Raw genomic sequence first — 17,993 nt, 5'->3', positions numbered from 1 at the left:
GGTAAGCGCCATTTCCCGCGTTCTTTTACGGTTAACGCGATCTTTTTGATCCGACGGCCACATCCTGATTATTAGAAGTGGTATTTCCGTCGCCAGTTTAATTTTTCAGTTGTGTGAGTTCTTCGTATGGCAACTCGCTCGGAGGGGTCCGAAGGAGACGCGTCCGTCGGATCGGACATCGCGGCGGAGATCGACGACACCGTCGAACAGCTTCTGCGGATCTCGAAGATCGTCTCGAAGGGATCGAACGAGGTGACCGAGCTGACGGAGGAGCAGTCGGCGTCGATGCGGCGGATCTCCGAGGAGGTGTCGAACCTGTCGGCGACGGTCGAGGAGATCGCCGCGAGCGCCGAGGAGGTCGAGACGGTGAGCGAGCACGCGCAGGAGCTGACCGAGGAGGGCTGTGCGGTCGCCGAGAACGCGATCGACGCGATGGAGACGGTCGAGTCGGCCAACGGCGAGGTGTCCGAGACCGTCTCGCGGCTCGAAGACCGGATCGGCCGGATCGACGAGATCGTGGACGTGATCGACGACATCGCCGACCAGACGAACATGCTCGCGCTGAACGCCTCCATCGAGGCGGCCCGGGCGGGCGAGGCCGGCGACGGCTTCGCGGTCGTCGCCGAGGAAGTGAAGAACCTCGCGGAGGAGTCACAGCGGAACGCGGAGGACATCGAGGAGCTGGTCGACGAGATCAAGGCGGACACCCACGAGACGAGCGACCGGATCGAGAAGGCGAGCGACGAGGTCCGCACGGGCCTCGACCGCGTCGACGAGACGGTCGACGTGCTCCACGACATCGACGACGCCGTCACCGAGGCCACCGAGGGCGTCGGCGAGGTGGCCGACGCGACCGACCAGCAGGCCGCCTCCACCGAGGAGGTGTCGTCGATGGTCGACTCGGCGGCCGACACCGCCGACGACGTCGCGGCCGAGGCGGAGCGCATCATGGCGGCCAACCAGGAGCAGGCCGAGAAGATCGGCGAGCTGGGCGAGCTCGTCGAGTGAGCGGGGGACCGAAGGTCGGGCGGACGGCGGCCCGCGTCGCGTTCACCCCAGCCGATTCCGCTTCGTCGACGCCCGGTGAGCGAGCCCGGACGCGCCGAACGCGAGCGCGAAGAGCGTCGCGTACGCGTACCCCGACACCGCGGCGAACGGGACGGTCCCGGCCCACGCCGCCGCCGCCAGCAGCCCGCAGGTGATCGCGAGTCCGACGTAGTACTCGCTCCAGAGGATCTCGTTGTCCGAGACCACTTCGAGATACACCTCCAGCTTCCGGCTCTCCGCGGTGAGCGAGACGGTTCCCCGGTCGGACTCGTACTCGATGAACCCGCTCGCGGCCAGCTTCGGGAGGTGCGACTGGTGAAGGGCGGTGTAGACGCGCTTCCGCTGTTTGTACGTCACCTCGTTTATCCCGCGGTCGTTCTCCCACGCCGCCAACTGCTCGGCGATATCCCTGACGCGGGCACCGTCACCGTTCCGTTTCAGGTACGTGATCACGTTCCGCCGTCGCCGATTACTCAACGCGGTGAATATCTCGTCGCGGGACGGCCCCTCCTCGTCGTTCGGTACCTGCGTCGGCGGCTTGAGTTGCGTCATAGGGGGCTCATTTGTTGCGTGATAAGGGCCTCATTTGCGGAATTACTACGTGGATTGTCACCGACCGACATATCAGTTTCTATAATATCTGAAGAGACGCGTCCGGCGGGAGGGGTCGGAATTCGGGCTCATCGCGAGGTGTGAGCCTCCACCGAGCGGTGTCCGCGTCGTTTGCCGGACGGTAGGGGCCGCATACATACGATCGTTCGGCGCGGACGTCCGACGATGACTACGTCACACGACACGAGGAGATCGGACCGACCGTCGGAGCGATCCGGGCGTCGGCCGCTTGACCGTCTCCGCCGGTCAGAGTACACCGGCGCGAACCGTTGTCTCCCCTGTACGGCGGTCAACGTCGGCATCGCCGCCGGGGCGTCGCTCGTCGCCGGCGTGCTGCTCGGTCCCGGCGTCGGCGGGGGAGTCTTCCTCGCCTCGCTCGCGGCGGTCTGGCTCCGCGGCTACCTCGTCCCCGGAACGCCCGAGCTCACGAAGCGCTACCTCCCGGAGCGCGTCCTCGCGCTGTTCGGCAAGGCCCCCGACGGAGCGGGGCGAGGCGCGCGTCCGGTGGGCGACGTCGAACCGGAGGCGTACCTCCTCGACGCCGGGGTCCTCGCCGAGACGCCGGGGGGCGACGACTTCGGGTTCGCGCCCGGCTTCGCCGCGGCGTGGCGGGCGGCGGTGGAGGCCGACGAGCCGAGCCGCGGCGCGGACCGGACCGACGCCGACGACCTCGCGGCGCTCGCAGCGCTCACCGGGCTCGACCGCGACGCCCTGTCGATCGACTGGCGCGGCGGCGCGGCGTCCGCGTCCGCCGACGGCGAGCGGGTCGGGTACTGGGAGTCGCGCCCGGCGCTCCGGGCGGACGTCGCGGCCGACCGCGTGCTGACGGCGACCCGGGACGACTGGCCGGCGCTGCCGCTCGCGGACCGAAGCGGGATCCTCGGTGCCCTCCGGCTGTTCGTCGAGGAGTGTCCCGCCTGCGACGGGGGCGTGGCGCTCGAAGAGCGGGTCGTCGAGTCCTGCTGTTCCAGCTACGACGTGGTCGCCGGGCGCTGTGCGGGCTGCGACGCGCGGCTGTTCGAACTGCGGCTGCCGGCGTCGCTCGCGTCCGCGAGCGAGTAGCGACGGGGGACGGACGGAGGGCAGAGCGAACGGGAGCGCGGCGAGGGCTGTCTTTCGAGCCGGGTCACCGGAGTCGCAGCTGGCGCAACACCGAGGAGCGGTTGACCCACAACTGGGCGCTGCTGGCTGCGGCGAAGACGCCGAGCGCGAGGCTGGTCCAGAGGACGGGGTCGACAGCCGACACGACCGGGACATCGAGGAGCGCGGCGAGGACGACCAGCAGCGACGCGAGGCCGAGCGCGCGGTACAGCTCCGACCACGTCGCGCCGCCGGGCGCGAGTATCTCCGTGTACAGCCCCACGTCGCGCGCGCCTTTCGAGAGCTCGATGGTCTGTGATTCGCGGTCGTACGCGATCACCCCCGCGTCCGCCAGCTTCGGCAGGTGCGTCTGGACCAGGGACGTGTACACGCTCTCGCGGCAGCGCGTCGGCGGGGGACTCTCTCCGGTCTCGCGGCCGGCGACGAGCGTCGAGAGCTCGTTGACCGTGACCGTCCCGCCGGTCGACCGGAGCCCGTCGAGCGCGTGGCGACGGCGTTCGTTCGCGAGGATCGCGTACACCTGTTCGGCCGGAAGGACGTTTGTACGGAATTTCATAGACGGATCTCCTGGGCCGCGGCGCTCCGCGATGCCCGAGTGCTGCTCCACAGTGCGCCGGTCGAAGGTATATGTATGAGTCCGCTACCCGCCGGATCGGCCGATCCGGGCCCGACGGTACGCGGTTCGTGTCGGGGCTTCGAGTGGAAGTACGGGGTCCGTGTCGGATCCGGGGCCGTCGGTACGGGGACCATGCGGTCCGGACCCGTCTCGGTAGGGACGCCGGACCGCGCGTCAAACCGGACGTTCAATCAGTTGTTTGAGACGTTCTACGCGGTGAAATCGGACGTTCGATGGTGACGTGGCTCCGCGTAACTACGTGGGTGTCCCTCAGAGGGGGAAGTAACCGATTCGGCCGACCGACGACGGCGGAGCGAATCGGAGACAGAACCATGAACCCCGACACCAACGACAAGATCGGACTCTCGCGACGCAAGCTGCTGGCCGGCCTCGGCGCGATCGGCGTGGCCTCCGCGGGCGCGGGACTCGGTACCACGGCGTACTTCAACGACACGGAGACGTTCGCGGGCAACAGCCTACAGGCGGGCACGCTCGACATGAGCGTCTCCGCTGACATCGTCGCGGCGGACGAGTACTGGACGAGCCAGGGCGCGATCATGATGTCTCAGACGGCGGATAGCTCGGGAGTCGTCGCTGGAATCGACGTCGACGACGTGAAGCCCGGCGACTGGGCGATCATCTGTTTCGACATCGAGGTCGGCGACAACCCCGGCTACGTGCAGGTGCGCACGGAGAACTTCGACGAGACCGGCGGCGCGAACCCGGAGCCCGAACAGGAGGTCGAAGGCGACGACGACAACGACGCCGACCTCGGCGAGTTCCTCCTGACGACGGTGTGGCAGGAGTACGACGAGAGCGGCGACAAGGCCGGACTCTCCACGCTCGATCCCGTGTTCAACAACGCGTCGGACGACCTCGACATCGACTACGCGCCCTCGGACGTCGACGGCGTCGTCGACGCCGACACGCACTACACGAACGCCCGCGAGGCGGACGGGATCCTCGGCGGCGGCTACCTCATCCGGGACGACAACGGCGACCTCCTTCCGATCAACGACGCGGTGAACGAGGGCGTCTACTCGTTCTGTCTCCTGCTCGAGATCCCGTTCGAGGTGGGCAACGTCATTCAGGGCGACGGCATCTCGTTCGACCTCGTCTTCGAGACCGAACAGGTCCGTCACAACGACGACCCGTTCAACAACTCGGCCCCGGTCAACTCCACGGGGAACTGATCCCGACCGGGGCTGCGCGAACAGTGCGCACCGTCCGGCGGTAGTCCAGTGACCGCCGCGGCAGGTGACGAACTTCACACGACATACCCACTCATGACAGACAGATCCGACACATTCGACCTCTCGCGGCGCAAGCTGCTGGCCGGCCTCGGCGCGGTCGGCGTGGCCTCCGCGGGAGCCGGACTCGGCACCACGGCGTACTTCAACGACACGGAGACGTTCGCGGGCAACACCCTCACCGCCGGGGAACTCGACCTATTGGTCGATTGGCAACAGACGTACGACTTCGGCGACGGGAACGCGTTCGTCAACGCGCACCCGGACCACGACGGCGACGGCGAACAGTCGATCGCGGCGGACAACCCCGACGGCCAGCTCCGGTACAGCGACTTCCCGGACGAGGAGGACGAGGACAGCAACGGCGCGAACATACCGGTGCTGGACTGCGAGAACATCCCGCCGCTCTCCGAGGCGGAGTTCAGGGAGGACCCCGTCACGGGCGAGCCGATGGACACGCTCGTCCAGTTCTCCGACGTGAAGCCCGGCGACACTGGCGAGATAACCTTCTCGTTACACCTGTGTGACAATCCCGGCTACGTCTGGATACAGGCCGGCAACGTCAGCGAGTCGGGCGGCAGCCTCACCGACCCCGAAGCCGTCGTCGACCCCGGAAACGAGGGGAATCTCGCGGAGTTCATCGACGCGAAGCTCTGGTACGACGAGGACTGCGACAACGTGTACGACGGCGCGGAGCCGGTCGACATCATGCTCACGCTCGACTTCTCGGGCTCGATGCTGTACGAGCAGTACGGCGGCGTCGTCAGCAACGACGGGGTCACGATCGAGACCGGCACCTCGTACCCCGAGACGACGAAGATCGACCTCGTCGAGCTCGGCACGCGGCAGTTCGTCGACTACCTCCAGACGCAGGGCTCGGACGTCCAAGTCGGCGTGGCGTACTTCGACGGCGAGGGCAGCGACGACAGCCAACCCCGGACGGGGATCCTCCAGGGGCTGACGACCGACCTCAGCGTCGTCGACGCGGCGCTGACGGACCTCCGGCAGAAGCTCGCGGACGTCGTGACCGGTCCCAGTCCCTCGACGCCGGGCGACGGCGACGGTGACCCGGACCCGTTCGCGAACGCGAACAGCATCGCGACGGGGACCTACATCGGCGAGGGCGTCGACGACGCGCAGGCGGAGATCGACGCGAACGGCCGCACCGGCGTCGAGTTCCGGAACATCGTCCTCTCGGACGGCGAGTCGTTCAACGGCGGCGGCGGCACCTCGTTCTCCTCGCCGCAGGACGCCGCGGCGAGCGCCCGCGCCGCCCCCGGCGGGGCGATCTCCCCCTCGCCGCCGTCGCCCGAGACCAACGTCTACACCATCTCCGTCGGGAGCGCGAACGACGGCGTGCTCCAGGCGATGGCCGGCACGGCCGGCGGCTCCGGCGGCGACTCGGCGTTCTTCAACGACGTCGACGACCCGCTCGCAATTCCCTCGGTGTTCGGTAACCTCGCGGCCCAGACCGGCCAAGAGAAGGTCATCATGGAGGACAGCCTCGGCAACGTCCTCGACGCGCTCGCCGGCGGGAACGGCGTTCCGCTCGACGGCAACCGCGCGACGCCGTACGACGAACTCGACGACCCCGCGGACGACCCCGAGCGGGAACCGTTCGCGGGCGACGGCGTGATGCACTGCGTCGCGCTCGAGTGGGAGCTCCCGTTCGAGGTGGGCAACGTGGTTCAGGGCGACACGCTCGCCTTCGACCTCGGCTTCTACACCGAGCAGGCGCGCCACAACGACGGATCCGGGCCGTCTCAGGCGGCCTGAGAGGCGCTTCGAATCCGCACCGGTGCCGACGGCCGACCCTCACCGGGCAGCCGGACGATCGGGCGACCGCGGTCGGGTACGACCGTCGTACCGTTGGGTACGGTCACCGGACCGACCGGGTAGGGCCCCCATACATACCACCGCGGTGAGAGTAGGGGAGGCGAGAAGGAAGCGGAGATCGACGACACGGCCGTTCGGAGCCGCAATGACAAATAATGACACAGAAGGAACCGAAACTCACGCGGCGGGAGGCACTTGCGGGCGTCGGAGCCGTGGGCTTCGTGACCCTCGGGGCCGCGGCCGGACGGCCGACGGCCAGCTGGGACGACTATCCGGAGTACACGTACGCGCAGTCCGACGGGCCGTGGAACCTGCTCGTCGGCTGGCGGCGTACGGAGAACGGCGCGGCCGTCGGGTCGAGCCCGACCGACGCCGAGACCGACGTCGAGGCGGCGGGGGGACGGCTCGTCGACACGGACAACGCGCTGCCGGGCGACGAGGGGACCGCGAGCGTCGGGCTCCGACTCGACGATCCGGCTGACACCGCGCCGAACGGCGTGCGGGTGTGGCTCCGGGTCGCCCCCGAGTTCGACGACGACGCCGCGAGCCGCGCGCTCGCCGAGCGCATCCGACTGGGGGTCCGGTACGATACCGGCCTCCTCGGGGTCGGGGCGTGCGCGGGGGCCGAGAGCGACTTCGCCGGCTACGGCGAGCTGATCGCCGCCGGGACGCTCGCGGAGCTGAGCGGCGACCCGCTGGCGGCGGGGATCGAACTCCACCCGAGCTTGCTCGGTAACGGCTGTCTCACGACCGACGAGCGCCGCTGCCTGACTTTCGCGTGGGAGTTCGACGCCGAGGGCGGCAACGCCGGGCGGGGCGGTGCCGTCGACTTCGACGTCGAGTTCGCCGCCGACGACTGTACCGCAGAGGGGAACCCGTTCGACATGAGCGCGGCGAGCGACACCGCCGGAGGGAGCGCATGACTCCTGGAGACGACGCCGGAGGACGCCCGAGCGGACTGAGTCGCCGCCGCCTGCTCGCCGGGATCGGCGGCGTCGGCGTCATCGGGACGGCGAGCGGCCTCGGCACGGGCGCGTACCTCTCGAACCGGGAGGCGTTCACGGGAAACGCCTTCGGCGCTGGCGAGGTCGGGCTGACGGTGGACGGCGAGCCCACGAGCGGGACCGTCGCCGTCGGGCCGTTCCGGGTCGACCGCACGACGTTCGACGAGCGACCCCGGCCCGAGACGTTCGAGGTGGGCGCGTCCGCGAACCCCGTGCGGGTGTGGCTCGCGACTCGCTGTCCGGGCGGCGACCGGCTCGGGGACGCCCTCGAGGTCGAGGTCGTCGTCAACGGCGAGTCGGTGACGGGCGGCTACCGTCCCCTCGCCGCGGTCGAGCGCGACCTCGCGACCGGGATTCGAATCGACGACGGCTGCCTCGATCCCGACGAGGGTCCGATCGTCGTCGAAGTGGCCCCGTACCTGCCGGCTGGCTCGCCGGACGTGGGCGGGGAGGCGACCGACCTGACGTTCCGGCTGTACGCCGAGCAGTGTCGCCACGTCTCGGAAGGGCAGGCGAACGCGCCGGGGTCGAACCCCTTTGCGGAGGTCGTCTGCGAGGAGTTCGCCGAAGAGTGCCCAGCGTGCCTCGAACTCGGGAAGGCGGACGACATCGAGGCGGCGCTCGCGGTGGGCGACGCGCTCCGGCTTGCGGGCGCGGGATCGTACGAGATCGAGATCACCGAGGTCGAGACGAAGGACGACGGCGAGGCCGTCGGCGTCGCATTCGCCCTCCGCGGCCCCGACGGGACCGCCGGACCGGCCGTGTGTGCGGTCGAGATCAAGGGCGGGCAGGGAACAGAACGCCACGAGCTCGACCCGCCAGTCACGGAGACTGGCGAGGTCCTGTTCGCACCGCAGAATCCGGACAAGGGCCAGCGATACGGGATCAGCCATATCGTCGTTTTCGTCTGTGCCGGCGAAGACCGGCTGAGTGACGAGCGTTCCGGGGACGCCAGCGATCATGAAAGCGTCGACGGCGACACGGCTGAGGAAAACGGCGACGAAAAGCCCGAAAACGGCGACGAAAAGCCCGAAAACGGCAGTACGAAGGGGAACTGATGACAAACCCACTCACAGCACCACGGACGAAGCGCGCGGCGAACGTACTCGGGATCGTCCTGCTGATCGCGCTCATCGCGCCGTTCGCGGTGTTCGCGGCCCCCGAGATCGTCGGTGCCGACGAGAGCTTCGTCGTGCTTACGGCGAGCATGACGCCCGCCATCGCGCCGGGCGACGTCGTGATCGTCGCCGATCGCGATCCGACGGCGATCGCGGAGGGAGACGTGATCACGTTCGTGCGGGGCACCAGCGACGTGCCGGTGACCCACCGCGTGATCGACGTGGTCGACGAGGGGGGCGTCCTCGCGTTCGAGACGATGGGCGACGCCAACGAGGGGCCGGATCCGGGGCTCGTCCTGGCCGGGAACCTCGTCGGCGTCGTGGCGCTGACGATCCCGTACATCGGGTACGTGATCCAGTTCGCTGGCACGGACGCGGGGTTCGTCGCGCTCGTCCTGCTCCCCTTCGGACTGCTCGCGGCCACCGAGGTCTGGTCGATCGTCCGCGATCGCGACGAGCCCGAGGAACGCCCCTCGACGACGGCCGGCTCGGCCGGCGGCGAGGCCGGCACAGCAGCGGGGGTCGCAGCGGTCGATGCGGATCCGGTTCCCGTCGGCACCGCCGCGAGCGGCTCCGGTGGCGTCCCGGTCGACGCGGTCGGCGGGGCGGCGGCGGTGCTCGCCGTGGTCGCGCCGTACACGGCGTACGTCGCGTTCGAGCTGCGGAGCGCCGTCGCGATCGCGGCCGCGGTCGCGGCCGCGACGCTCTTGTTCGGCGCGCTCGCGACGTGGGTGCCGGCGAGCGGCGTGCTCAACCGGGCCGACCCGACGGCGGCTCCGGCGGGCGAATCAGCGGACTCGCCCGCCGCCCACGGCGGGGGCGCGGCGGGCGGCGCAGAGGCCAAGCAGACAGACACCGAGGCGGACGACGCCGGCGCGGAGGCCGAGGAGACCAATGAGGCAGACGGGGAGGCCGTCGCCGCGGACGCGGAGCGCGCGGCCCCGAAGGACTCGGCATCGGCGTCGACGCCGCCCGTGCGTCCCGATGCCGCCGGGGAGGTGGACTGATGACCGCGAACCGCGGGTTCGTCGCGCTCGTCGCGCTTGCCGTGTTGGTGTGGAGCGTCGCGTTCGCCGGCGGAGCCACGGTCGCGCTCCTCACGGCGAGCGCCAACGTGACGACGACGTTCGAGACGCCTGGGGAACTGCGCGAAATCAACGAGTCGAGCGGGAGCGGGTTCGCCGTGGCGACCGTCCCCGTCGAGAACGGGACGGCCACCGAGGGAGAAAACGTGACGCCGCCAGCGGCGAACGGCACGGAGACGGACGAGAACACCTCGGTGCCACCAGATCCGGCGGACGAGAACACCTCGATGCCACCGACGGACGGGAACGCCCCGGTGCCACCGACTGGCGGGAACGCTTCGGTCCCGACCGAGCCGGCAGACGAGAACACCTCGACGCCGACTGGGCCGATGGACGGGAACGCTTCGGTCCCGACCGAGCCGGCAGACGGGAACACCTCGGTACCGACTGAGCCGACGGAGAGTAACTCCTCGGCTGCGGCGGAGCCGACTGACGAGAACACCTTGACACCGACTGAGCCGGCAGACGGAAACGTCTCGCAGCCGTCGGCTGACGAGAACGCCTCGACACCGGCTGAGCCGACGAGAGATCAGTCGAGCGCACCGGCTGACGAGACGGAGACGGCCGAGTCGGCTCCGGCAGGGAACGCGACCGACGACAGCTCGGCTCCGCCCGACGCGAACGACGTCGACGCGGTCGCGGTTCGTCGTCCACCGGATCCGGCGGAGTCCGGCCGCGAAGCGTGAGCATGACCTCGCCGAGCCGGGCGCGGGAGCGTCTCGAGAGGGGCGGCGTACGGTCCGACGCGCACTGCGACGCGCCCGGAGCGAAGCTCACAGCGTTGTTGCTGCTCGTCGCGTTGCTCCTTCTCGCGCTCCTCGCCAGTCTCGTTCGGACGCTCGGGTGAGCTCGCCGACCGGGGGGCCAAACCGCGGTTCTCAGCCCGTGGCCGCGCTCGCCGGAGTTATCACCGACACCGCCGAACTCCCACGCGACCGATGGTCGCGCTCGACGCCTACCTCTTCGTCTTCGTCGCCGGCCTGATCACGGCGCTGGCGACCGGTATCGGCGCGCTGCCGTTCTTCTTCTTCGAGACGATCAGCGACCGCGGGAACGTGGCGCTGTGGGGCTTCGCGTCTGGGATCATGATCTCGGCGTCGCTGTTCGGGCTCGTTCAGGAGGGGCTCGCGGAGGGGACGCCGGTCGAGATCGCGGTCGGGATGCTCGCGGGCGTCGTCCTCGTCGTCCTCGCGCACGACGTGTTGACCGACGCCGAGATCGACCCGCGGGAGTACGCGGAGGCGGACTTCAAGAAGCTGATCCTGATCCTCGGCGTGCTGACGGTCCACAGCTTCCCGGAGGGGATCGCGGTCGGCGTCTCGTTCGCGGACCTCGGGCTGGAGGGCGGGACGATGTTGTTGGGCTTCACCGTGCCGCTTCTGGCGGTGTTCATGACGGTCGCCATCTCGATCCACAACGTCCCGGAGGGGACCGCCATCTCGATCCCGCTGCGGGCGATGGGCGTCTCGAAGTGGAAGATGGTGTGGTGGGCCGTCTTCTCCAGTCTCCCGCAGCCGATCGGGGCCGTCGTCGCGTTCGCGTTCGTGCGGTACGCCCGGGCGTTCCTCCCGTACGGCTTCGGCTTCGCCGCCGGCGCGATGATCTACCTCGTCCTCTCGGAGTTCGTCCCGGAGGCGCTCGAAACCGGCTCCGACCTCCCGCGCGGCGGCAAGCCCGTCCTCGTCGGCGGGATCGCGCTCGGCGTCGCGCTCATGGTCCCGCTCGCTTATTTATAAATCCACGACGCGGTGGCGCGTGCCTGCGAGCGCCCGACAGGGCGCGAGACAGCACGCGCGAGGTCGCCGGCGGCGAAGCCGCCGGCTACCAGAGGGACCTTCGGTCCCTCGCTGGAGTCGCTGGCGGTCGAGCGAAGCGGAGACCGCCAGCGACGAGGCTGGGGAGGCGTGAGGTGCGGTGCTGTTGCGGGGTGGACTCGAAGGGGCAGTCGCGAGGCGGGCGCAGGCGACGTAAGCACCGCAGGAGCGAACGCAGTGAGCGACGAGGAGCGCAACGAGCGTGCGCCCGCCTCGCGACTGGGGCTTCGGTGGTGTCCGTGTCTATCGTCTGTTTATAAATGGAAACGATATCGCACGGCCGATCGCATCACTCCCCGCCCAACATCGTCGGATTCACCGCACCCGGACCCCCGCCCACGTCGTAGCCGCGCCGGACCGCCTCGCTCATCTCCCCGACCGCCTTCTCGACCGCGCCCCGGAGCGGTTCCCCCCGGGCCAGCCGCGCCGCGATCGCGCTCGACAGCGCGCAGCCGGAGCCGTGGGTGGCGTCGGTGTCGATCCGCGGCGACTCGAAGCGGTCGACCTCAACGCCGTCGGCCTCGTCTCCCGCGCGGACGAGCGTGTCGACGACGCCCTCGTCGACCGACTCGCCGTCGAGGTGGCCGCCCTTCACCAGCGCCGCGTCCGCGCCGAGCGCGACGAGTTCCCGGCCGGCGCGCTCCGCGTCGGCCGGCGTCTCGACCGGCTCGTCGGTCAGGACTTCGGCCTCGTCGGCGTTCGGCGTCGCGAGCGTCGCGGCCGCGATCAGGGCCTCGTAGGCCTCTTCGGCGGCTGGCGAGAGCAGCCGGTCGCCGGTCGCCGCGACCATCACGGGGTCGACGACGAGCGGGACGCCGCTATCCGCGAGCGCGTCGGTCACCGTCTCGACGATCTCGGCGGTCGCTAACATTCCTGTCTTGATCGCGGCGACGTCGAAGTCGTCGGCGACAGCCGCGTACTGGCTCGCGACGTGGTCGGCGGGGACCGGGTGGACGTCCTCGACGCCCCGCGTGTTCTGCGCGGTCGTCGCGGTCACCACCGCGGTGCCGAAGACGCCGTGCGCGGTCATCGCGGACAGGTCCGCCTGGATCCCCGCGCCGCCGCCGCTGTCGCTGCCGGCGACCGTCAGCGCGACCGGCGGGTGAACCGGGTCGTAATCGGACATGGGCGAGTGTACAATGTAGTTGTATTAATTGGTAATGGTTCGGCGAGCGGTCGTGCGGTCCGCGTCTCGCCGGCCGTCCGGCGGCGCGGGTCCGGGGCCTGCCGTCGCCGAACGACCTTTTCCCCTCCGCGGCGTACCGCGGGCATGGCGACCGACTCCGACGCGGCATCCGGCACCGACGATCCCGACGCGATCACGATCTACTCCGATTACGTCTGTCCGTTCTGTTACCTCGGGCGGCAGTCGCTCGCGCAGTATCAGGAGACGCGCGAGGAGCCGCTGGAGATCGACTGGCACCCGTTCGACCTCCGCGCGGGCAAGCGCGGCCCGGACGGGGAGATCGACCACGACGCCGACGACGGCAAAGACGAGGCGTACTACGAGCAGGCGAGAGAGAACGTCCGCCGCCTCCAAGAGGAGTACGACGCGGAGATGACCGAGGAACTCCGCGGGGACGTGGACTCGCTGCCCGCCCAGATCGTCTCGGTTCGCGTGCGCGAGACCGCGCCCGACGCGTGGCTCGCGTTCGACGAGGCCGTCTTCGACGCGCTCTGGGTCGACGGGCGCGACATCGGCGACCGCGACGTGCTCGCCGACATCGCGGCCGACGTCGACGGGCTCGACGCCGGCGTCGTCGACGGGGCGCTCGCGGACGGCGACCTCCGGGAGCGCGTGACGGACCTGTTCGACGCCGCGCGGCGGCAGGGGGTCACCGGCGTCCCGACGTTCGCGTACGACGGCCACGCCGCCCGCGGCGCGGTCCCGCCGGAACAGCTCGAACGCCTCGTCGAAGGGGTCTGAGGCCGGAGCGGACGGGGGGCGACGGCGACGGCCGCCGGGCGTCCGGTCAGTCGTCCGCGCCGGTTCCGGAGCCGGGACGTTCGCCCGCGTCGTCGCCCGGTGAGAGGCCCTCGCCGCGGGGCTCCACGAACCGGTGCGCGAGGTAGACGGAGCCGAACGCGAGCGCGAAGCCGGCGATCACGTCGGTGAGCCAGTGGATGCCGAGGTACATCGTCGCGACGACGACCGACAGCGAGAGCGTGACCCCGACGGGCGTCCACCGCGGATACTCCTCGCGGGTCAGGACCGCGAACGTCCCCACGGAGACGGCCAGCGAGGTGTGAAGCGACGGGAACACGTTCGAGTTCACGTTCACCTCGCTCGTCAGCGCCATCACGTCGGGCTGGTTGGCGAACAGCAGCGGCGTCACCATTTCCGGCATCACGTTTCGCGGGCCGTGGGCGAATATCAGCGTGTACAGCGCCAGCCCGATCCCGTAGTTGAGCGCGTACGCGACGAACAGTCGCCTCAGGGTCACCGTCCGGGGGAGCGCGAGGTACGCGACCACCGGGAACGCGAGGAGGAACGCGTAGCCGTACACGTACACCCACGAGAAGTACGCGGTCAGCGCGGGGCCGGCGAACGTCGCCTGAACCCACGCGACGAACCCGCCCTCCAGCTTGTAGATGAGCGCCGTCGCCTGAACGCCGAACAGCCTGGAGACGTCCAGCAGCCACGACCTTCCGACCGCGCTGGCGAGCAACACGGTACAGAGGACCGCGATCGCACGACGCGAGTCCCACAGCCGGGCGCGGACCCCACCCCACGCCGCGCGGAGTCGGGCCGGGCCGACGACCGCGAGGCTCGCGACCGTCAGCATCGCCGCGACCCACGCGACGACCGACGTGAGGACCGACAGGAACGGCGTCATTGCCCCCGCGAGAGCAGTCGTCCCTCGTCGTCGAAGCGGTACCCGATGTCGCGGAGCGCCGCTCTGGCGGCCTCGACGTCCAACGACCCCTCGTCGGCGAAGAACGGGTGGGTCGGGTCGGTGTCGCCGTCCCACGCCACCGAGTCCGGGACCGCGTTCGGCGACGCCGCGAGCGGGGACGCCGCCGCCCGCGCGTACCCGTCGAAGGCGTCGTCGACGAGCGCGGACTTGTCTATCAGGCGCGCGACGACCGACCGGAACCGGGGGTTCGACAGCGGGCTCCGCCGCACGTTGTAGCCGACGTGGTAGAACGCCGCCGACCGACCGCTCACGAGGCGGGCGTCTGCCGAGCGGCCGATCAGGGGGACCGACGCGGGTCCGAGGTTGGAGACGGTCGCGTCCGCGAGCCCGTCGGAGACCGACTCCACGGCCGAGATGTCCGACGGCAGCACCTCGATGCGGAGCCGGTCGAAGGCGGGTTTGCCCCGGTAGCGGGACGGGACCCCCGCCCGCGGGTCCGTCGTCTCATCCGAGTCCGCCGACTCGCCGTCCGCCGCCGGGCGGACGAGGAAGTGGTCGGGGTTGCGTTCGAAGACGACCGACTCCCCGGCCTCCGCCTCGACGAAGCGCAGCGGCCCGCTACCGACGGGGTCGGGGTTGTTCGAGACGATCGCCTCCGTCGTCTCGAAGTCGAGTTCGAAGCCGGCTATCGTCGCCGCGCCGGTCCGCTCCGACCAGACGTGTTTCGGGAGGATCGGCACCTGAAGCGCCCGGGCGGCGACCGTCTCGTTGACGTCGGGCACGGTGAGCCGGACCGTCGACTCGTCGAGGACGCGCTCGTCGTCGACGAGGGAGCTCCGTCCGCGGAACCGCGGGGTCGGGACGGACGTCTCGACGCTCCCCAGCGACGTGTCGCGGAGGAACCGGTAGGTGAACGCGACGTCGGTCGCCGTCACCGGCTCGCCGTCGTGCCACCGCGCGTCGCGGAGCGACACCTCAAGGACGTCGTCGTCGACGCGCTCCCAGTCGGCCGCCAGCCACGGGACGACGGCGTCGCCGTCCGCGCGGACGAGCGGGTCGTACAACAGGCCGGTGAAGGTGCCGTACTTGCGGTACTCAGCCGCGATCGGGTTCCAGTTCTCGGTGATTCGGTCGTCGGTCGTCACGAGCCGGAGGGTGCCGTCGTCCCCGCCGGCCGCGTCCTCGGTCGACGCGTTGCCGTCCGTCGAGCCGCCGGTGCCGGTGTCGTTGGTCCCGGAGCCGTCGGTCCCGGAGCCGCCGTCGTCCGAGCCGTCGGCGACGGCGTCGAGTTCGAGGAGGCCGGTGGCCGAGAGCGGCTGGCGGTCCTCCGTCCACCCCTCGAACCGGTGCTCCCGGACGGCGGTGAGCGCGTCGGGGAAGGCGACGACCGAGAAGGGCTGGAGCTCGCACAGCGTCTCCTGAAGCGACCCGATCGCGTCGGTCCGCTCGTCGCCGGAGACGCGGCGCTGTCGCTCCAGGGCGTCGTCGACCGCGATCTCCGTGAGCCCGTACGGGTTCTGCCAGCCGGACTCCGCGACGAACTTCGAGTGCGTCAGCCCGTACAGCGCGTCCGCGTCGAACGGCTCCGTCTCGACGAACTGCCCGACGTAGAGGTCGAAGTTCTGGTTGATCAGCACCTTCCGCCAGAGGTCCGTCTGGCCGACGGTGTTGAGTCTGACGTCGACGCCGACCGCGGTCAGGTGCTCCTCGAGCTGCCTCGCGATGCGGATCCCGTTGGGGTCGTCGTCCGCCGGCGTGGTGTTGATCTCGAGGGTCAACTGCGAGGGAGGATTGCGTCCCGCGATGTTCTCCGTGCGACCGAGACAGCCGGCGCTGGCGGCCGCAAGGCCGAGTCCGGCGAGCGCCGCGCGTCGACTGATCGGTCGGGTCATCCGTTCGTTTCCGCTTATTTTCAGGCGTCCGGTATATCTCTTCTGTGCTGACTCCGCGATCCGAGCGGGGCGTCGGCGCGGGCGAGCGGGTCAGATGACGTCCAGCAGGGGGAGCGCCAGCCCGACGGCCCACGCCGCCACCCCCCCGGCGGCGACGAGGCGGTCGGCTGCCGCCCGGCCGATGGCGACGACGCCGAGCGCGGCGAGGAGCGCCACGCGGTGGACGATGAGGTCGGGCGGGACCGCCACCCCGAGCGCGGCGAAGTCGGCGAGGAAGCCGCCGCCGAGACCGACGACGACGGCCAGCGCGGCGGCCTCCGGGTCGGTGCCCGGGGCGCGCCAGACGACCAGCGCGGGCAGCCCGACCGCGAGGACGAGGTACAGCGGCGCGGCGATGGCCTTCGGCGACGCGCCCGGCAGCGCCGCCTCCAGCGTCACGCCGGCGACGCGGACGCCGACGAGGACCGCGCCGAGCGCCAGCCCCAGCGTCGCCGCCGTCGCGTGCCGGCCGACGTCGGTCCGGAGCCGCCGAGCGAGGTCGACGGCCGTCTCGCGGGTCCGCCGCCCGAGCAGCGCCCCGGCGAGCGCCGCCGCGGCCGCCAGTTCGATCACGGAGAGCCAGCCGTCGCTGCGCCCGCCGTCGATGCCGCGGTACTCGCGGCGGACGTCGGTCGCGCGGTCCGACCCGACGAACTCGGATTCGAGCCGCAGCGCGGGCGCGTCGATGTCGGGAACGGTGTGGCGGAGCCGGAACCAGTCGTAGTACTCCTCGTGGGCCTGTATCGCGGTGTAGCTGCCGTCGGGCGACTCGTAGGCGCGGAGGTGGTCGCGGACCCCGAGGTACGCCCCGTCGTGGAGTTCGAACGTCTCGGTGAGCCACGCGCCGCCGTCCGGTCCCTCGACGTACGAGTAGCGGAGCGAGCTGCGGGCGTCCCGCCAGTCGCGGGCGACGAACTCCTCGACGTCCTCCGACTCCGTCCGCGTCGCCGCCTCGCCGGGCTCCGTCTCCTCCCAGTCCGCGTCCGAGCGCCCCTCGATGGCGGCTCGGGTCGTCGCCGCGTCCGCGTGGAACACCACGTTGATCGCGAGCGTCCGCCCCGTGACGCTCCGGCTCCGGCTCGTGTACGGCCAGAGCCGGTAGTCGCCGTCGACGGCGATGAGGCGGTCGTCCGCGACGTCGCCGACGGCCGGCTCCTCGTCCGCCCCGGCGAAGACCCCGGAGAGCGCGAGAGCGACTCCGACGACTGCGAGGAGGGCGACGACGACGTAGACCCGTTTCATGCGGGCCACGAGAGCCGCGGAACACAAACTAGTTCGGGTGGCCTCGGCGCGCTACGACGGGCGTGTTCGGGACGGTCGACACCGGGACAGCCGGCTCCGGGACGGGCCGGGCCGGGAGTCACCACGTCTCGACGACGCCGTCGCGGACGTCCTCGGCGCAGCCCTCGCAGTCGGGGTGCCCGGACTCGAAGCAGGCGGGCCGCCCCTCGGCGTCGACCGACACGGTCCGGCGCTCGGCGTGGCGGCGGCAGACGATGCGGGCGCGCCCGGACTCGTCGGTCGGGAGGTCGAAGCGCGCCGCGCCGGCGGCGTCGCCCTCGGGGTCGTCGCGCCCCTCGGCGTAGGCGCGTTTGGCCTCCTCGAACTGCTTGCCCGCCTTCCGGAGCTGCTGGCGGATGACGCGTTCGAGCCGGTCGTCCATGCCCCGCCGTTTCGGCGCGGCGGATATAGGTCCGTTGGCGGGAGCCCCCGGCGAGGGA

At 70.7% G+C, this 17,993-nt stretch carries 17 protein-coding genes; 10 read left to right on the top strand and 7 right to left on the bottom strand.

Features of this window, described 5'->3' with window-relative positions; all coding sequences use genetic code 11:
• The first annotated feature begins 126 nt into the window (after positions 1–126).
• Positions 127–1,008 carry a methyl-accepting chemotaxis protein gene (locus tag C472_RS07785; protein ID WP_006629271.1) on the top strand — a complete coding sequence of 294 codons (882 nt, stop codon included), beginning with the start codon at positions 127–129 and terminating at the stop codon, positions 1,006–1,008.
• A 42-nt stretch (positions 1,009–1,050) separates the two neighbouring features.
• On the opposite strand, the gene C472_RS07780 is transcribed toward C472_RS07785, so the two are convergent.
• Positions 1,051–1,599 (bottom strand): DUF7344 domain-containing protein, encoded by a 549-nt coding sequence (locus tag C472_RS07780; protein WP_006629270.1) that lies wholly within the window; start codon positions 1,597–1,599, stop codon positions 1,051–1,053.
• Positions 1,600–1,824: 225 nt separating this feature from the next.
• On the opposite strand from C472_RS07780, the gene C472_RS07775 reads away from it, so the two are divergent.
• A complete protein-coding gene (locus C472_RS07775) occupies positions 1,825–2,721 on the top strand; it encodes a hypothetical protein (RefSeq protein ID WP_006629269.1) in 897 nt (298 codons plus the stop codon).
• A gap of 64 nt (positions 2,722–2,785) precedes the next feature.
• On the opposite strand, the gene C472_RS07770 is transcribed toward C472_RS07775, so the two are convergent.
• Positions 2,786–3,316 (bottom strand): DUF7344 domain-containing protein, encoded by a 531-nt coding sequence (locus C472_RS07770; protein WP_049906430.1) that lies wholly within the window; start codon positions 3,314–3,316, stop codon positions 2,786–2,788.
• Positions 3,317–3,708: 392 nt separating this feature from the next.
• On the opposite strand from C472_RS07770, the gene C472_RS07765 reads away from it, so the two are divergent.
• The 7 genes from C472_RS07765 to C472_RS07735 all read left to right on the top strand — a co-directional run bounded on the left by C472_RS07765 (position 3,709) and on the right by C472_RS07735 (position 11,405).
• Entirely contained in the window at positions 3,709–4,569 is an 861-nt protein-coding gene (locus C472_RS07765; protein WP_006629267.1) for a SipW-dependent-type signal peptide-containing protein, read from the top strand.
• 93 nt (positions 4,570–4,662) lie between these two features.
• A complete protein-coding gene (locus C472_RS07760) occupies positions 4,663–6,402 on the top strand; it encodes a SipW-dependent-type signal peptide-containing protein (RefSeq protein WP_006629266.1) in 1,740 nt (579 codons plus the stop codon).
• 215 nt (positions 6,403–6,617) lie between these two features.
• Complete coding sequence (locus C472_RS07755; RefSeq protein ID WP_006629265.1) at positions 6,618–7,385, top strand: hypothetical protein; 768 nt, start codon at positions 6,618–6,620, stop codon at positions 7,383–7,385.
• Positions 7,382–8,524: a hypothetical protein gene (locus tag C472_RS07750; protein WP_006629264.1), complete on the top strand. Its 1,143-nt coding sequence runs from the start codon at positions 7,382–7,384 to the stop codon at positions 8,522–8,524. Before C472_RS07755 ends, C472_RS07750 begins: the two co-directional genes overlap by 4 nt.
• Positions 8,524–9,591: a signal peptidase I gene (locus C472_RS07745; protein WP_006629263.1), complete on the top strand. Its 1,068-nt coding sequence runs from the start codon at positions 8,524–8,526 to the stop codon at positions 9,589–9,591. Before C472_RS07750 ends, C472_RS07745 begins: the two co-directional genes overlap by 1 nt.
• A complete protein-coding gene (locus C472_RS07740; RefSeq protein WP_006629262.1) occupies positions 9,591–10,355 on the top strand; it encodes a hypothetical protein in 765 nt (254 codons plus the stop codon). Before C472_RS07745 ends, C472_RS07740 begins: the two co-directional genes overlap by 1 nt.
• A 252-nt stretch (positions 10,356–10,607) precedes the next feature.
• A complete protein-coding gene (locus C472_RS07735; RefSeq protein WP_006629261.1) occupies positions 10,608–11,405 on the top strand; it encodes a ZIP family metal transporter in 798 nt (265 codons plus the stop codon).
• 367 nt (positions 11,406–11,772) lie between these two features.
• On the opposite strand, the gene thiD is transcribed toward C472_RS07735, so the two are convergent.
• Positions 11,773–12,609 (bottom strand): bifunctional hydroxymethylpyrimidine kinase/phosphomethylpyrimidine kinase, encoded by an 837-nt coding sequence (gene thiD / locus C472_RS07730; protein WP_006629260.1) that lies wholly within the window; start codon positions 12,607–12,609, stop codon positions 11,773–11,775.
• Between the two features lie 144 nt (positions 12,610–12,753).
• Here thiD and C472_RS07725 point away from each other — a divergent pair, with 144 nt between their 5' ends.
• Entirely contained in the window at positions 12,754–13,410 is a 657-nt protein-coding gene (locus C472_RS07725) for a DsbA family oxidoreductase (protein ID WP_006629259.1), read from the top strand.
• A gap of 46 nt (positions 13,411–13,456) precedes the next feature.
• Here C472_RS07725 and C472_RS07720 read toward each other — a convergent pair whose 3' ends face one another.
• The 4 genes from C472_RS07720 to C472_RS07705 all read right to left on the bottom strand — a co-directional run bounded on the left by C472_RS07720 (position 13,457) and on the right by C472_RS07705 (position 17,935).
• A complete protein-coding gene (locus tag C472_RS07720; protein ID WP_006629258.1) occupies positions 13,457–14,320 on the bottom strand; it encodes a phosphatase PAP2 family protein in 864 nt (287 codons plus the stop codon).
• Positions 14,317–16,233, bottom strand: coding sequence for an ABC transporter substrate-binding protein (locus C472_RS07715; protein ID WP_006629257.1), 1,917 nt, complete (start codon positions 16,231–16,233; stop codon positions 14,317–14,319). The genes C472_RS07720 and C472_RS07715 overlap by 4 nt, the downstream gene beginning before the upstream one ends.
• A 90-nt stretch (positions 16,234–16,323) precedes the next feature.
• Positions 16,324–17,514: a hypothetical protein gene (locus C472_RS07710; protein ID WP_006629256.1), complete on the bottom strand. Its 1,191-nt coding sequence runs from the start codon at positions 17,512–17,514 to the stop codon at positions 16,324–16,326.
• A gap of 118 nt (positions 17,515–17,632) precedes the next feature.
• Positions 17,633–17,935 (bottom strand): DUF7091 family protein, encoded by a 303-nt coding sequence (locus C472_RS07705; RefSeq protein WP_006629255.1) that lies wholly within the window; start codon positions 17,933–17,935, stop codon positions 17,633–17,635.
• Between the last annotated feature and the right edge of the window lie 58 nt (positions 17,936–17,993).

This window comes from Halorubrum tebenquichense DSM 14210, from assembly GCF_000337415.1.
GTDB lineage: Archaea > Halobacteriota > Halobacteria > Halobacteriales > Haloferacaceae > Halorubrum > Halorubrum tebenquichense.
Note: the sequence above shows the minus strand (reverse complement) of the source record. Positions and strands in the feature narration are given on the sequence as shown.

Excerpts from the sequence above, each read along its gene's own strand:
- C472_RS07785 (WP_006629271.1), top strand. The coding sequence starts at position 127 with ATGGCAACTCGCTCGGAGGGGTCCGAAGGAGACGCGTCCGTCGGATCG.
- C472_RS07780 (WP_006629270.1), bottom strand. The coding sequence starts at position 1,599 with ATGACGCAACTCAAGCCGCCGACGCAGGTACCGAACGACGAGGAGGGG.
- C472_RS07775 (WP_006629269.1), top strand. The coding sequence starts at position 1,825 with ATGACTACGTCACACGACACGAGGAGATCGGACCGACCGTCGGAGCGA.
- C472_RS07770 (WP_049906430.1), bottom strand. The coding sequence starts at position 3,316 with ATGAAATTCCGTACAAACGTCCTTCCGGCCGAACAGGTGTACGCGATC.
- C472_RS07765 (WP_006629267.1), top strand. The coding sequence starts at position 3,709 with ATGAACCCCGACACCAACGACAAGATCGGACTCTCGCGACGCAAGCTG.
- C472_RS07760 (WP_006629266.1), top strand. The coding sequence starts at position 4,663 with ATGACAGACAGATCCGACACATTCGACCTCTCGCGGCGCAAGCTGCTG.
- C472_RS07755 (WP_006629265.1), top strand. The coding sequence starts at position 6,618 with ATGACACAGAAGGAACCGAAACTCACGCGGCGGGAGGCACTTGCGGGC.
- C472_RS07750 (WP_006629264.1), top strand. The coding sequence starts at position 7,382 with ATGACTCCTGGAGACGACGCCGGAGGACGCCCGAGCGGACTGAGTCGC.
- C472_RS07745 (WP_006629263.1), top strand. The coding sequence starts at position 8,524 with ATGACAAACCCACTCACAGCACCACGGACGAAGCGCGCGGCGAACGTA.
- C472_RS07740 (WP_006629262.1), top strand. The coding sequence starts at position 9,591 with ATGACCGCGAACCGCGGGTTCGTCGCGCTCGTCGCGCTTGCCGTGTTG.
- C472_RS07735 (WP_006629261.1), top strand. The coding sequence starts at position 10,608 with ATGGTCGCGCTCGACGCCTACCTCTTCGTCTTCGTCGCCGGCCTGATC.
- thiD (WP_006629260.1), bottom strand. The coding sequence starts at position 12,609 with ATGTCCGATTACGACCCGGTTCACCCGCCGGTCGCGCTGACGGTCGCC.
- C472_RS07725 (WP_006629259.1), top strand. The coding sequence starts at position 12,754 with ATGGCGACCGACTCCGACGCGGCATCCGGCACCGACGATCCCGACGCG.
- C472_RS07720 (WP_006629258.1), bottom strand. The coding sequence starts at position 14,320 with ATGACGCCGTTCCTGTCGGTCCTCACGTCGGTCGTCGCGTGGGTCGCG.
- C472_RS07715 (WP_006629257.1), bottom strand. The coding sequence starts at position 16,233 with ATGACCCGACCGATCAGTCGACGCGCGGCGCTCGCCGGACTCGGCCTT.
- C472_RS07710 (WP_006629256.1), bottom strand. The coding sequence starts at position 17,514 with ATGAAACGGGTCTACGTCGTCGTCGCCCTCCTCGCAGTCGTCGGAGTC.
- C472_RS07705 (WP_006629255.1), bottom strand. The coding sequence starts at position 17,935 with ATGGACGACCGGCTCGAACGCGTCATCCGCCAGCAGCTCCGGAAGGCG.